Annotated in this window: 14 protein-coding genes and 1 pseudogene; 5 read left to right on the top strand and 10 right to left on the bottom strand. The window is 67.5% G+C overall.

The window, feature by feature from the left end; translation table 11 throughout:
• Positions 1-72: 72 nt before the first annotated feature.
• Positions 73-846, top strand: a complete 774-nt coding sequence (locus K5L49_RS17305) for a VOC family protein (RefSeq protein WP_223694736.1) — start codon at positions 73-75, stop codon at positions 844-846.
• 13 nt (positions 847-859) lie between these two features.
• Here the strand turns inward: K5L49_RS17305 and K5L49_RS17300 are convergent, their stop codons facing one another.
• Together K5L49_RS17300 and K5L49_RS17295 are read right to left on the bottom strand one after the other, a co-directional pair.
• Entirely contained in the window at positions 860-1,102 is a 243-nt protein-coding gene (locus tag K5L49_RS17300; protein ID WP_223694734.1) for a zf-HC2 domain-containing protein, read from the bottom strand.
• On the bottom strand, positions 1,099-1,737 hold the full coding sequence (locus K5L49_RS17295; protein ID WP_223694732.1) for a sigma-70 family RNA polymerase sigma factor: 639 nt from the start codon (positions 1,735-1,737) through the stop codon (positions 1,099-1,101). The genes K5L49_RS17300 and K5L49_RS17295 overlap by 4 nt, the downstream gene beginning before the upstream one ends.
• Positions 1,738-1,850: 113 nt before the next feature.
• On the opposite strand from K5L49_RS17295, the gene aroA reads away from it, so the two are divergent.
• From aroA to bcp, 3 genes are all read left to right on the top strand, one after another.
• Positions 1,851-3,212 (top strand): 3-phosphoshikimate 1-carboxyvinyltransferase, encoded by a 1,362-nt coding sequence (gene aroA, locus K5L49_RS17290; protein WP_223694730.1) that lies wholly within the window; start codon positions 1,851-1,853, stop codon positions 3,210-3,212.
• The gene (rsgA, locus tag K5L49_RS17285) at positions 3,213-4,274 is read left to right on the top strand and encodes a ribosome small subunit-dependent GTPase A (protein WP_223694728.1); all 1,062 of its coding nucleotides are present in this window, start codon (positions 3,213-3,215) and stop codon (positions 4,272-4,274) included. It begins immediately after the preceding gene.
• Positions 4,275-4,348: 74 nt separating this feature from the next.
• Entirely contained in the window at positions 4,349-4,825 is a 477-nt protein-coding gene (gene bcp / locus K5L49_RS17280) for a thioredoxin-dependent thiol peroxidase (RefSeq protein WP_223694726.1), read from the top strand.
• A 6-nt stretch (positions 4,826-4,831) separates the two neighbouring features.
• Here bcp and K5L49_RS17275 read toward each other — a convergent pair whose 3' ends face one another.
• The 7 genes and pseudogenes from K5L49_RS17275 to K5L49_RS17245 form a co-directional block, all read right to left on the bottom strand.
• Positions 4,832-5,602, bottom strand: a complete 771-nt coding sequence (locus K5L49_RS17275; RefSeq protein ID WP_223694724.1) for an ABC transporter ATP-binding protein — start codon at positions 5,600-5,602, stop codon at positions 4,832-4,834.
• Positions 5,599-6,386: pseudogene (locus tag K5L49_RS17270) on the bottom strand (ATP-binding cassette domain-containing protein). Before K5L49_RS17270 ends, K5L49_RS17275 begins: the two are co-directional and overlap by 4 nt.
• Positions 6,383-7,258 (bottom strand): ABC transporter permease, encoded by an 876-nt coding sequence (locus K5L49_RS17265; protein WP_223694722.1) that lies wholly within the window; start codon positions 7,256-7,258, stop codon positions 6,383-6,385. The pseudogene K5L49_RS17270 and the gene K5L49_RS17265 overlap by 4 nt, the downstream one beginning before the upstream one ends.
• Complete coding sequence (locus tag K5L49_RS17260; protein WP_223694720.1) at positions 7,255-8,217, bottom strand: ABC transporter permease; 963 nt, start codon at positions 8,215-8,217, stop codon at positions 7,255-7,257. Before K5L49_RS17260 ends, K5L49_RS17265 begins: the two co-directional genes overlap by 4 nt.
• A gap of 74 nt (positions 8,218-8,291) precedes the next feature.
• Positions 8,292-9,791, bottom strand: a complete 1,500-nt coding sequence (locus tag K5L49_RS17255) for an ABC transporter substrate-binding protein (RefSeq protein WP_223694717.1) — start codon at positions 9,789-9,791, stop codon at positions 8,292-8,294.
• A gap of 48 nt (positions 9,792-9,839) precedes the next feature.
• Entirely contained in the window at positions 9,840-10,589 is a 750-nt protein-coding gene (locus tag K5L49_RS17250; RefSeq protein WP_223694715.1) for a DUF1684 domain-containing protein, read from the bottom strand.
• A gap of 36 nt (positions 10,590-10,625) precedes the next feature.
• Positions 10,626-11,081 (bottom strand): hypothetical protein, encoded by a 456-nt coding sequence (locus K5L49_RS17245; RefSeq protein ID WP_223694713.1) that lies wholly within the window; start codon positions 11,079-11,081, stop codon positions 10,626-10,628.
• 340 nt (positions 11,082-11,421) lie between these two features.
• On the opposite strand from K5L49_RS17245, the gene K5L49_RS17240 reads away from it, so the two are divergent.
• Positions 11,422-11,670 (top strand): WhiB family transcriptional regulator, encoded by a 249-nt coding sequence (locus K5L49_RS17240; RefSeq protein ID WP_018190103.1) that lies wholly within the window; start codon positions 11,422-11,424, stop codon positions 11,668-11,670.
• A gap of 127 nt (positions 11,671-11,797) precedes the next feature.
• On the opposite strand, the gene K5L49_RS17235 is transcribed toward K5L49_RS17240, so the two are convergent.
• The gene (locus K5L49_RS17235; RefSeq protein WP_223694711.1) at positions 11,798-13,291 is read right to left on the bottom strand and encodes a sensor histidine kinase; all 1,494 of its coding nucleotides are present in this window, start codon (positions 13,289-13,291) and stop codon (positions 11,798-11,800) included.
• Positions 13,292-13,343 lie beyond the last annotated feature (52 nt).

Below are 13,343 nucleotides of genomic sequence, written 5' to 3'. Positions count from 1 at the left end.
CGGGTCTTCCCACGAAGACCGGATCGGCGCGACGCCCTTGTTTCCGGCGACAGTGAGCCTACGATGCGCAGTATGAGCGTCTTGACGAACCACCGACTCGGCGAACCCTGCTGGGTCGACTATGCGAGCTCGGATGTCGCCGCATCCCGAGACTTCTACACGTCCCTCTTCGGCTGGACGGCGGACGCCGCCCCCGAGGAGTACGGCGGATACATCACGTTCCGCTCGAACGGGCACGCCGTGGCCGGCCTCGGCTCGGTGATGAACGAGCAGCAGGCGACGGGGTGGACGACCTACCTTCTCGTCGACGACGCCGCCGCCTCGGAGAAGGCCGCCGTCGATGCCGGTGCCACGGTGTTCGCTCCGACGATGACCGTCGGATCCCAGGGCACCATGGCCGTCGTCGGCGACCCAGGCGGCGCCGCGGTCGGGCTGTGGCAGCCCGACCAGTTCGCCGGCTTCGAGTTGGCGGCCGAGGCCGGCGCACCGGCCTGGCACGAGCTCTACGCCGCCGACTACGGCCGTCAGCTCGACTTCTACTGCACGGTGTTCGGCTGGCACCCGCAGCCGCTCAGTGACACCGATGATTTCCGCTACGCCACCTTCGGGGCCGAGGGCAGCCCGGCCGGGGGTGTGTACGACACCGGCGCCGAACCGTCCGCCGGCACCCCGCGCGGGTGGGTCGTGTACTTCGGCGTCACCGACGCGGATGCGGCCTGCGCACGCGTCGTCGAACTGGGCGGCCACGTCATCCGTCACCCATGGGACAGCGAGTTCGGCCGATTCGCCGAGGTGGCCGACCCGCAAGGCGGCGTCTTCCTCCTGCACCACGTGCAGCCGGAGTGACCGCGGTTCGCGCCTAGCGTGCGGCCTGGATGGAGCGGATGCGCAGCAGCACCTCGGCGCGCAACGTCTCCGGCGCAGTCTCTTTGCACGCGCGCTGCACGACCTCGGTGAGGACCACGCTCAGGTGCGCCTCGTGCGTGCATCCGTCGCAACCGGCGAGGTGTTCGCGGATCTCGGCAGCATCTTCGCTGCAGAGCTCATTGCGAAGGTATTCCTCGAGGTCTTGTTTGGCTTTGTCACAGCCACAGTCGGTCATTTCGTGCTCCTGGGAGTCTGCGCGGCAGGGGTTCGGACGGCAGAGAGCCCCCGCTCGTGCGCGTAGTCGGTGAGAAGTTCCCGCAGCAGGCGGCGGCCGCGGTGGAGACGGCTCATCACGGTGCCGATCGGCGTCTTCATGATGTCGGCGATCTCCTGGTAGGAGAAGCCTTCGACATCGGCGAAGTACACCGCCATGCGGAAGTCCTCCGGGATGGCCTGCAGCGCGTCTTTGACGGCGCTGTCGGGCAGATGGTCGATCGCCTCGGCTTCGGCCGACCGGGTGGTCGACGAGGTGAACGACTCCGCACCGCCGAGCTGCCAGTCTTCCAACTCGTCGATGGTGCCCTGATAGGGCTCGCGCTGCTTCTTGCGATAGGTGTTGATGAACGTGTTGGTGAGGATGCGGTACAGCCACGCCTTCAGGTTCGTGCCCTGCTGGAACTGACGGAACGCCGCGTACGCCTTCACGAAGGTCTCTTGCACGAGATCTTGCGCGTCGGCCGGGTTTCTCGTCATCCGCAGGGCGGCCGCGTAGAGCTGATCCATGTAGGGCAGGGCTTGGGACTCGAAAAGCGAGCCCAGGTCTTCCGTTGCTGCAACCTCGGCGTTGGTGTCGTCGGTATCGGTGGTCATCACCGGCCAGTCTAGTTCTGCCCGTGCTTCCACACGGGGAGAGTCGAGAACGGCGGCAACGGATACCACGACAGTCCTTCCTTCGGTCGAAAACGCGGATAATCTGGACAACAATGCTGATCTCGAAATATTCCGCCCCCGAGTTCGATCCTTACGGCGACAACACGCACGAGGAGCCGAACACGCTGTGGCCTGCGCCCGTGGCCTCCGGCCCGCTGAACGCCTCGGTCTCCCTGCCGGGCTCCAAGTCTTTGACCGCACGGGAGCTGGTTCTCGCCGCCCTCGCCGACGGCCCCTCGCTGCTGCGCTCGCCTCTGCACTCGCGCGACACCGTGAACATGGTCGAGGCCTTGCGCTCGCTCGGTGTCACGATCGAAGAACGGCCGGCGAGCGGCGAGTTCGGCGCCGATCTGCTCGTCACGCCCGCCGACGAACTGCTCGGCAGCACGACGATCGACTGCGGTCAGGCGGGAACGGTGATGCGGTTCGTGCCGCCGCTGGCCGGCCTCGCCCTCGGCCCCACCCTCTTCGACGCCGATGATTCGGCGCGCAGGCGTCCGATGGGGTCGATCGTGTCGTCACTGCGCGACCTCGGTGTAGACATCAACGACGACGGGCGGGGTTCCCTCCCGTTCACGGTGCACGGCACGGGTTCGGTCACCGGCGGAGCTATCACCATCGATGCCTCATCGTCGAGCCAGTTCGTGAGCGCCCTGCTGCTCTCGGCGTCGCGGTTCGAAAACGGCCTCGACCTCACCCACGTCGGCGAGCGTCTGCCGAGCCTCCCCCACATCGCGATGACCATCGTCACCCTCGCGGCGCGCGGCGTGGTCGTCGATTCGCCCGACGTCGGCCGCTGGGTGGTGCAGCCTGGCCCGATCGCGGCGCTCGACGTCGACATCGAGCCCGACCTCTCCAACGCGGCGCCGTTCCTCGCTGCGGCCGTCGTGACCGGCGGCTCGGTGACCATCACCGGATGGCCGGCCTCGACCACGCAGGTGGGCGCCGACCTCGCCGACCTCCTTCCACTCTTCGGCGCCACCGTCGCCCGCGACGGCGACCGCCTCACGGTTACCGGAGGCGAAAGCATCCCGGGCGTCACCATCGACCTCAGCACCGGTGGTGAGCTGGCTCCCGCGCTCGTCGCGATCGCCGCCCTCGCCGACGGGCCGAGCGAGATCGTCGGCATCGGCCACATCCGCCACCACGAGACCGATCGTCTCGCGGCCCTCGCCGCCGAGATCAATGGCCTCGGCGGCCGGGTGACCGAACTGCCCGACGGCTTGCGCATCGAACCTCAGCCCCTGCACGGCGGCGTCTGGCGCAGCTACGAAGACCACCGCATGGCCACGGCCGGCGCCATCATCGGGCTCGCCGTGCCCGGTGTCGAGATCGAGAACGTCGCCACCACTGCCAAGACCCTGCCGCAGTTCACCCAGCTCTGGCAGCGGATGGTCGACGAGGGCACCGCATAGATGTCCTGGTGGGCTGAAGGCGACGACGAGTCGGCCGAGCTGGACGAGCTCGATCAATACGACGAGGCGACCATCCGGTCCCGCCCCAACCCCAAAGGCAACCGCCCCCGCAGCAAGCAGCGACCCGAACACGCGGATGCGCAGATCGCGCGGGTGCTCGGCGTCGACCGCGGCCGCTACACCGTCATGCTCGACGAGAACACACCCGATGAACGACAGGTGACCTCGACCCGGGCGAGCGAGCTCCGCAAGAAGGCGATCGTGACCGGCGATCGCGTCGCGGTGGTGGGCGACACGACCGGGGACGACGGCACGCTCTCGCGCATCGTCCGGATCGAACCACGCACGACGCTGCTGCGCCGCAGCGCCGACGATACCGATGAGGTCGAGCGCGTGATCGTCGCGAACGCCGACCAGATGCTCATCGTCGTCGCGGCGGCGAATCCGGAGCCCCGCACCCGCCTCGTCGACCGCTATCTCGTGGCCGCCTACGATGCGGGAATCGCCCCGATGCTGTGCGTGACCAAGATCGACCTCGCCGACCCCGCGCCGTTCCTGGAGAATTTCGCCGGGCTCGACCTGCCCGTGTACACGAGCCGGGAGGACAGCATCCCGGTCGACGAGATCACGGCAGCCCTCATCGGGCACGACACTGTGGTCGTTGGCCACTCGGGCGTCGGCAAGTCCACACTGGTGAACGAGATCGTTCCGGGCGCGAAACGCGCCACCGGTCACGTCAACGTCGTCACCGGGCGAGGCCGCCACACCTCGTCGTCGACCGTCTCACTGCGGGTGCAGAACGGCGAGGGCCGGGGCTGGGTCATCGACACCCCCGGGGTGCGGTCGTTCGGGCTGGGTCATATCAACACCGACAGCATCCTGAAGTCGTTCACCGATCTTGCCGAGCTGGCCGAGGACTGCCCGCGCGGCTGCACCCACCTTCCGGATGCCCCCGACTGCGCCATCATCGAGGCCGTCGCGGCGGGTCGCCTCGGCGACATCGGCCGCGCCCGCCTCGACTCCCTCCAGCGCCTCCTCGCCACCTTCGCCCCCTCCCCCTGACCCGCCTTGGTTGACGCCGCCCGTGTTTGACGCGGCCCTTCGTTGAACCGGCGCGCGTACGGGAGAATGGGGGTATGGATGACAAGAAGCTTGAGGTGGGCAGTGTGGCGCCCGGGTTCGCTCTGACCGACCAGGACGGCGAGCAGGTGTCGCTCGGCGACTATGCCGGCGAGAACGCAATCGTGTACTTCTACCCGGCCGCGCTGACCCCCGGCTGCACGAAGGAGGCCTGTGACTTCCGCGACAACCTCAACTCGCTGAAAGCGGCCGGATACCGAGTGATCGGCATCTCGAAGGATGCGCCGTCGAAGAACAAGAAATTCCAGGAGCACGAGGGCCTGAACTTCCCGCTGCTCTCCGACGAAGACCTCGCCGTTCACCGGGCCTACGGCGCTTACGGTGAGAAGAAGCTCTACGGCAAGACGGTCACCGGCGTGATCCGCTCCACCTTCGTGATCGACCCCGACGGAACCGTCCGGCTCCCGTTGTACAACGTGCGGGCGACCGGCCACGTCGCCAGTCTCCGCAAGAAGCTCGGCCTCGACGCCTGAAGCGCTCTATGTGGCCGCGGGCAGCCTAGGAACCGAGTCGAGGAGCCGACGCGTGTACGGGTCGGCGGGCGAACCGAGCACCTGCCGGGTCTCACCCTGTTCGACGATGCGCCCGCCGCGGAGAACGACGGTCTGCCGGCAGAGCGCGGCGACGACGCCGAGATCGTGCGAGACCATCACGACCGTCAGCCCCTCACGCTCGCCGAGTTCGGCGAGCAGATCGATGATCTGAATGCGCGTCGTGACGTCGAGCGCACTCACCGGCTCGTCTGCGAGCAGGATGCGCGGTCGGGCGACCACCGCCCGGGCGATCGCGATGCGCTGGCGCTGCCCGCCCGAGAACTCGTGCGGGTAACGGCGCGCGGCATCCGCCGGCAGCGCGACCGCTGCCAACGCCTCAGCCACCCGGTCACGCGCCTCGGCGCCCGTGGCGAGGCGGAGAGAGCTCAACGGCTCCCCCACGATGCGGCCGACGCTCTGGCGGGGGTCCAGCGACGAGTACGGGTCTTGGAAGACCGTCTGAACGCTGCGACGGAATTCGCGCATCCGCACCCGGTCGCGTCGGTCGAGGGGCACCCCGTCGAACAGCACCTCCCCGCTGGTGGGCCCGGCGAGCCCGAGCAGCAATGACAGGACCGTCGTCTTGCCCGCGCCCGATTCGCCGACCAGCCCCACGCTGCGACCTGCCTCGACGGTGAACGAGACGCCCTCCAGAGCGGGAACGGCCGCCCTGCGGTAGCGGTAGCCGACGTCGCGGAGTTCCAGGATCGCGGTCATGACACCTCCAGGGCGGCGTCGAGCTCTCGCGCGCTGCGCACCAGTTCGATGGTGTACGGATCGACCGGCGCGGTGAGCAGGCGTCGGATGCTCCCCTGCTCGACGACTCGTCCGGCGCGGAGCACGAGGGCCTGGTCCGTCATCCGTGACACGACCGCGAGGTCGTGGCTGACGAAGAGCAGCGCCATCCCGCGCTCGGCGACCAGCCTGTCGAGCAGGGCGAGGATGTCCGCCTGGATCGTGACGTCGAGCGCCGTCGTCGGCTCGTCTGCGATGAGCAGCTGCGGCCGGCAGGCGAGCGCGGCAGCGATGGCGACGCGCTGTCGTTGGCCGCCGGAGATCTCATGGGGATATGCCCGCGCGATCCGCTCCGGGTCGGGCAGTCGCACCTCTTCCAGCGCGCCCAGCACGGCGCCTCGCAGTGCCTCCCCGCGCAGACCGAGATGGCGGTGCAGCGGCTCCGCCACCTGTTTGCCGAGCCGCATCAGCGGGTCGAGGGCGGTCAGTGGCTCCTGGAAGACGAAGGAGACCGTCTTCCCGCGCAGCGGCACGAGGGCGCGTTCCTTCGCTCCGATCACCTGAACACCCCCAGGAGGACGCTCCCGGCGGCGCTCAGCCCGTCGGGCAGCAGCCCGGTGACGGCGAACGATGTCAGTGACTTTCCGGAACCGGATTCGCCGATCAGGCTGAGGCGCTCACCGGTATCGAGCTCGAACGACACGTCGCGCACCAGCGGTGCGCCGTCGCGCGCAGCGACCGTGAGATTCCGCACTTCGAGGATCATCGTGTCCGCCTCCTCGTCGGGTCGGCGATGTCGCGCAGACCGTCCGCCACCAGGTTGACGCCGATCACGAGCACGACCAGGGCCACCCCCGGCGCGATCGCGCCGGCCGGAGCCACGGCGACGGTGCCTTGAGCCTCCTGCAGCAGCCGCCCCCACGATGCGTTCGGCGGCGGTGCCCCCAGGCCGAGGTAAGACAGACTCGCCTCCGCGAGCACCGCGATCCCGAACTGCAGCGCCAGGTTCACGAGCAGTGTGGGCCAGATGTTCGGCAGGATGTGCTTGCCGACGACGCCGCCCCAGCCCGTGCCGGAGGTGCGGGCGGCCGTGACGTACTGCTGCGAGAGCACACGTTTGGCGAGCACGCGGGTCAGCCGGGCGACGACGGCCGACATGGCCAGCCCGATCGCGAGGATCGCAGTGCCGAGCGAGGCGCCCTGGGCAGCCACGATGAGCATGGCCAGGAGCAGGGTGGGGAACGCGATCAGGATGTCGAGCACGGCCGAGATGGAGTCATCCAGCCAGGTCGTCGCGAAGGCGGCGAGCAGGCCGATCGTGATGCCGATGACCGCGCCGATGGAGACGGCGCCGAAGCCGACCGCGAGGGCGATCCTTGCGCCCACCATGAGCTGGGAGAGGAGGTCGCGGCCGAGCTGGTCGGTGCCGAGCCAGTGCGCCGGGCCCGGCTGCTCCAACCGGCCGCCCGAGGTGTCGCTGGGCGCGTACGGCAACCAGAACAGCGAGAGGAGCGCGACGAGCACCACGATGCCCACCAGCACCAGCCCGATGGCGAGGGTGATCGAACGGCGCGAACGGCCGCGGCCGCCCGGTTCGGGTGCCGCGCTCTGCGCCGCCTGCTGCGCCACGGTGCTCATCGGTTCCCCGAGATGCTGTGCCGCAGGCGCGGGTCGATGAGACGCTGAACCACGTCGGCCGCGAAGCCGATGAGCAGCACGGCGAAGGTGGAGACGAACAGGATGCCCTGGATGCTCTGGTAGTCGTGCTGGCTGATCGCACGCAGCAGCATGCTGCCGAGGCCGGGCAGGGTGAACACGCTCTCGACGACGACGGCGCCGAGGAAGGTCGTGGCGAGCTCGATTCCCAGAATGGAGATCACGGGAACGGAGCCGTTGCGCAACCCGTGCCGCCACATGGCCCGTCCGAACCCGGAACCCAGCGCCCGGGCATTGCGCAGATAGTCACTGCCGATCACATCCAGTGTCGCGCTGCGCACATACCGTGAGATGGATGCGCTCATCACGATCGCGATGGTGATGACCGGCAGGGCGAGCGACCCGAGCGCCGCGGCGGGGTCGGCCCAGTCGTCGCGGGGGAAGCCGCCGGAGGGGAACCAGCGCAGGTTGATCGAGAACGCGCTGACCAGCAGGATGCCGACCCAGAAGACCGGGACGGCGATCCCGAGCTGCGAGAACGCAGAAAGGAGGATGCCGTACCAGCGGTCCGCCTTCCACGCGGCGAAGAAGCCGATCGGCAGGGCGAGTACCACTGCGAGGAGGAAGGCGAGCAGCGTGAGCGGCACGGTCACGACGAGCCTGGCCGCGATGTCCGGGCCGACCGGAAGCGAGGTGATGAAGGATTTGCCGAGGTCGAGTGTGAGGAGGCTGCCGAACCACGAGAAGAACTGCTCGAGGAGCGGCCGATCGCTGCCGACCTGTTCCCGGGCCGCTGCGATCTGCTGCGGGGTCGCGTTGACCGACAGAAGGGCGTTGGCCGGGTCACCCGGGAGCACCCGGAGCAGGAAGAAGAGCACGACCATGGCGAGCAGCAGCGACACCACGAGGAACGCGGTGCGACGCAGGAGGTAGGGAGCCATGACCTTCTCAGAATAGACGCCGGAGGAGCCCGGTCGGGCTCCTCCGGCGGTCTCGGGGGTTCTCGCGCCGAGCGCTACTTCTTGACGATGTCGTACGTGTAGAACGTGGAGTTCAGGCCGTTCACCGTGTATCCGGAGAGGTCGGTGGAGGCGACCACGATCTGCGGGGTGAGGTACAGCCACACGCTGGCGGCGTCCTTGGCGATCTGCTCGTTGACGAGCTTCAGTTTGGCCGTCTGCTCGGCTGTGGTCGACGCCTGCTCGGCCTCGTTCACCCACTGCGTCACCTGCGGGTTGTTGTAGCCCCAGTAGAAGTCCGGGTTGCCGTACCAGACGACGTCACGGTCGTTCACGTGCTCCTGGAGAGTCGCCGCGAAGTTGTGCTCCTTGAACACCTTCGAGTACCACTCATCGGCAGAGATCGAGTTGATGTTCACGGTGATGCCCACCTTCGCCAGCTCGCTCTTCACGAACTCGGCGACCGCCGGATGCGGGTCGTAGGTCGGGGTGTCCAGCGTGAAGGTGAAGCCCTTGGCGTAGCCTGCCTCGGCGAGCTCCTTCTTCGCGAGATCGACGTCATACGGGTTGACCTTGGTGAGGTTCTCGTACCACGGGTCGCTCGGCGGCACCATCGAGCCGATGAGGGTTCCGTAGTCGCCCCAGATGGAGTTCAGCAGCTTCTTGGTGTCGATCGCCGAGTAGACGGCCTTGCGCACCTCGACCTTGTCGAAGGGGGCGACGCGGTCATTGAAGGCGAGCAGCTCCTTGACCGTCGACTTGCCGTCGCTGATCGTGTAGTCCTTGCTGTTCTTGAGCTGGGCCAGCGCATCCGGGCTCTGGATGTTCGTGACGATGTCGACCTGGTTGGTCAGCAGCGCGTTCGACAGGGCAGAGGCGTCGGTGAAGTAGTCGAAGACCACTTCTTTGTTCTTCGCCTGCTGTCCCCAGTACCCGCTCCAGCGCTCGATGCTGAGCGAGCTGCCCCGCTTCCAGGAGCCGAGCTTGTACGGGCCGGTTCCGTCTTCAGCGGTCTTGTAGTTCTTGACGCCGGGGCCGTAGATCCACACGTAGCTGAGGTTGTACGGCAGGGAGATCGAACGGTTCTTCAGCGTGATGACCACGGTCTGCGCATCGGGGGTCTCGATGCCGGAGATCACCGCGAGCTGCGACTTGCGGGCCGACTGCGAGGCGTCGGCCGTCACACGCTCGATGCTCGACTTGACGTTCGCGCTGGTCAGCGCCGAACCGGAGTGGAACTTCACGCCCTTGCGCAGCGTGAAGGTGTAGGTGAGGCCATCGGCGCTCGTCGTGTACTTCGTCGCAAGCAGCGGCTCGACTTTGCCGTCATCGGTGAGCTTGAACAGCCCCTCGTAGACGTTGCCGTTGAACGCCTCGGTCACACCGCTGCCGCTGCCGGCCGTGTTGTCGAGGTTCACCGGCTCGTTCTGGGAGCCGACGGAGATGCTCGCGTCCGCCCCGGACGAGGAGGACGACGAGGCGCTCGCGCACCCGGCGAGGACGAGGGCCGAAGCGAGTCCGATCGCGATCGATGCGAAGAGGGGGGTCTTTCTCAACAGAGTTCTCCTGTGCTGTGGGTGGGGGTTGGCTGGTGGGGAGGAGTGTCAGTGGGCGGTGTCGTCGCGGTAGACGACCCGCTTCTCGCCGGCGGTCACCGGAACGGTGAAGCGGTTGTTCCGCGGTGGCAGCGGACAGTTGTACTGGTCGGAGAAGCCGCACGGCGGCACGAATGCGCGGTTGAAGTCGAGCACGGCGCGGTCACCGTCGCGTGCCACGAAGAGGAACCGCCCCGAGGCGTACGTTCCGTCGTCGCCCTCGGCGCCGTTCGTCGGGTCGCCGAAGACGAGAAGCAGGGTGCCGTCGTCGTCGAACGCGCTCAGAACATAATCGACGCCGTCGCGGCTGAACGTGATGTCCCCCGGCACGACGAGGTCACGGGTTCCCCCGTTGTCGCGGATGTGCTCGAACGAAACAACCCGATCGTCGGCCACCGGGGTGAACCGGGCCTCGATCACCCAGTCCGGGTCGAACGGGAACGCCGTGACGGTCTCGAACGCCCGGATGGCCGGGGAGTCCGCATCCCAGAGGCGCAGGCCCCGTTCGGGCTCGCCCGTCTCGAGGTTGGTGCGGCGCAGCTCTGTGGCTGTGACCGTCTCCGGTCGGCCCACGAGCGCATCATCGACCGTGGTCTCATCGCCCGGCTGCAGCCAGCGCGTCTCCACAAGGCTCAGGTTTCCGGTGGGGCCCACCACGGTCGACAGGCGCCACGCGCGCCAATCCGGATATCCGGCGAGAGCGGAGGTGATGGTGGACGGGGCGGCGGGGGCGGAGGAATCAGTCACGATGTCGGGCATAACACTCCGAGTTTCGTTCCTGTTCCCGCATTCTCCCTATTCGTGTTGCGATGTGTTGCGGGACGTCGCCTTGATCACCTGCGGAGTCAGTGCCAGGACGATCCCGACGAGCGCCGGCACGAGCAGTGCCCAACCGAGGTCGGGACGCGCATAGAACCCCTGGAAGCTGCCGACGGCCACTGCGATCAGGAGGATCTGGATGGTCACCGTCGACGCGCGCGCCCAGCTGCCTGCCTGCAGTGCGCCGATCGCGGTGGCGACCACCCACGCGGCGGCGATCGCGACGAGCACGACGATGGCGACGGCGCCCGGATACGACACCGGCTCCACTGTGAGGAGCTCGACGAGCAGCCAGACCGTTACGCCGATCACGCCGAGAGCCTCGATGAAGAGCACCACGACCAGGGCGATCAGCAGTGGCGGGCGGTGGACCCGAGCGTTCGCTTCGCGGTGGCTTTCCGGTCCAGCGGCGGGCGGAATGGATTCATTCATGGGTGTCGACTCGTGTTCGTAGCGTTGTGCAGGAGCGCGGAGACCACGATACCGGGCACGCCCGTGAACCGGGTGCGCGTCCGCTGCGAAGGCGGGAGCATACTCCCGCGGTGTTACACGAACAGACCGAAAGTGGAAAACGCAGGAAAACACTGAGCAATTTCCCATACAAACCTATTGATTAGACGTAGGCCCTATGGGAGCATATTTGAGGTCGAGTTAGCGCTCACAGGGTCGTGGGCAGGTTCATCCCCACGGATCTTTGCACCCTGTAACTCGGCTGCTTACCACGCATTCTAGGCCGATCGGCCATGCAATCAGCACTAAAGGAGCACTCTCAATGGACTGGCGCGACAAAGCTGCCTGCCTCACCGCGGACCCCGAACTGTTCTTCCCTGTCGGCAACACCGGGCCCGCCGTCGACCAGATCGACAAGGCGAAGGCCGTGTGCGCTCGTTGCACCGTTACCGAGATCTGCCTGCAATACGCCCTCGAGACCGGTCAGGACTCCGGTGTCTGGGGAGGCCTCTCCGAAGACGAGCGTCGCGCCCTCAAGCGTCGCGCCGCTCGCGCACGCCGCGCTTCCTAGCCGGCATAACCCCCGGCGCCAGCGCCGTATCCTCCGCCCTTCCTCGCACACCTAGCGGATGAGGAAGGGCGGAGGACGTTTTGCGCGCCCACGGCCGGTTCCTGTCGCCCCGACGGGACGGTTCGGCTCACTCTTTGGTGAGATACCGCAGCGGGATCTCGATGGTCACCTCGGTGCCCTGGCCCATCATCGTGTGCCAGTCGATCGTTCCGCCGAGTTCGCCCTGGATGAGGGTGCGGACGATCTGGGTGCCGAGACCGCTGCCGACTTTGCCCTCCGGCAGCCCGGATCCGTTGTCCACCACCTTGACGGTGAGCGACTCGGCCGACCGATTGGCGATAATCTCCACCTGACCTTCGCGACCCGCCAGACCGTGCTCGACCGCGTTCGTGACCAACTCGGTGAGAGCCAGGGCGAGGGGCGTCGCGTACTCGCTCGGAAGTGAGCCGAAGCTTCCGGACGACTTGGGGTGGACGGTCGTGTTGTGACTGGACGCCACCTCGGCCACGAGCAGGAGCACGCGATCGAAGACGTCATCGAAGTCGACGATCTGCGCGAGCCCCGTGGAGAGCGTGTCGTGCACGACGGCGATCGCCGCCACACGCCGCATCGCCTGGCTGAGCGCCTCCCTGGCCTCCTCCGAATGGGTGCGGCGGGCCTGGATGCGCAGCAGCGAAGCGACCGTCTGCAGGTTGTTCTTCACCCGGTGGTGGATCTCGCGGATGGTGGCGTCTTTGGTGATCAGTTCGCGTTCCTGGTGCCGCAACTCGCTCACGTCGCGGCAGAGGACGATCGCGCCCACCCGCTCGCCATGATTGCGGATGGGAATCGCCCGGAGAGACACCGTCACCCCGCGAGCCTCGATGTCGGTGCGCCACGGGGCCCGGCCGGTCACGATGAGGGGCAAGGACTCGTCGACGGTCATCCGACTGGTGAGCAGACGGGTCGTGACCGAGGCAAGGGACTCCCCCTCGAGCTCGTCGGTGAACCCCATGCGATTGAAGGCCGACAGTGCGTTGGGGCTGGCGAAGGTGGTGATCCCGTCGACATCGAGCCGGATCAGCCCGTCTGAGGCCCTGGGCGCCCCCCGACGCGGCCCCGTGGGTGCGCCGAGATCGGGGAAGTCGCCGGAGGCGATCATGGTGAACAGATCGTTGGCGCAATCGTTGAAGGTGAGCTCCTGGCGACCCGGCGTGCGCGCCTCGCTCAGATTGGTGTGGCGTGTGATCACGGCGACCGGCAGATCGGCGGTCAGCGGGGAGTTCACCGCGAGGCGGCGGATGACCGGCACAGCGCGCACCCGCGTCGGCGTCTCCTCGAACCAATCCGGGGCGGAGGTGTCGATGATCTGCTTCGTCTCGTACGCCTCGGTGACCTGTCGCTGCCACTCCGCCTTGATGCGCTGGCCGACGAAGTCTCGATAGAAGAGCGTCGCTGCGCTCGACGGACGGGCGTGCGCGACGGCGACGAAGCTGTCGTCGGCGGTCGGGACCCAGAGCACGATGTCGGCGAAGGCGAGGTCGGCCAATAGCTGCCAATCCCCGACGAGCCCGTGGAGCCATTCGACATCGGCTTCGGAAGAAAGGCCCTGGGCAAGCACGAGATCACTGAGCGTCGACACGGCATCTAGTCTAGGCAGATTTCACAATGCATGACGGAAGTTATCCACACGG

The sequence above is a fragment of the Leifsonia poae genome (genome assembly GCF_020009625.1).
Classification (GTDB): Bacteria; Actinomycetota; Actinomycetes; order Actinomycetales; family Microbacteriaceae; genus Leifsonia; species Leifsonia poae_A.
The sequence above is the reverse complement of the archived record's forward strand: the minus strand, read 5'-3'. Positions and strand labels throughout refer to the sequence as shown.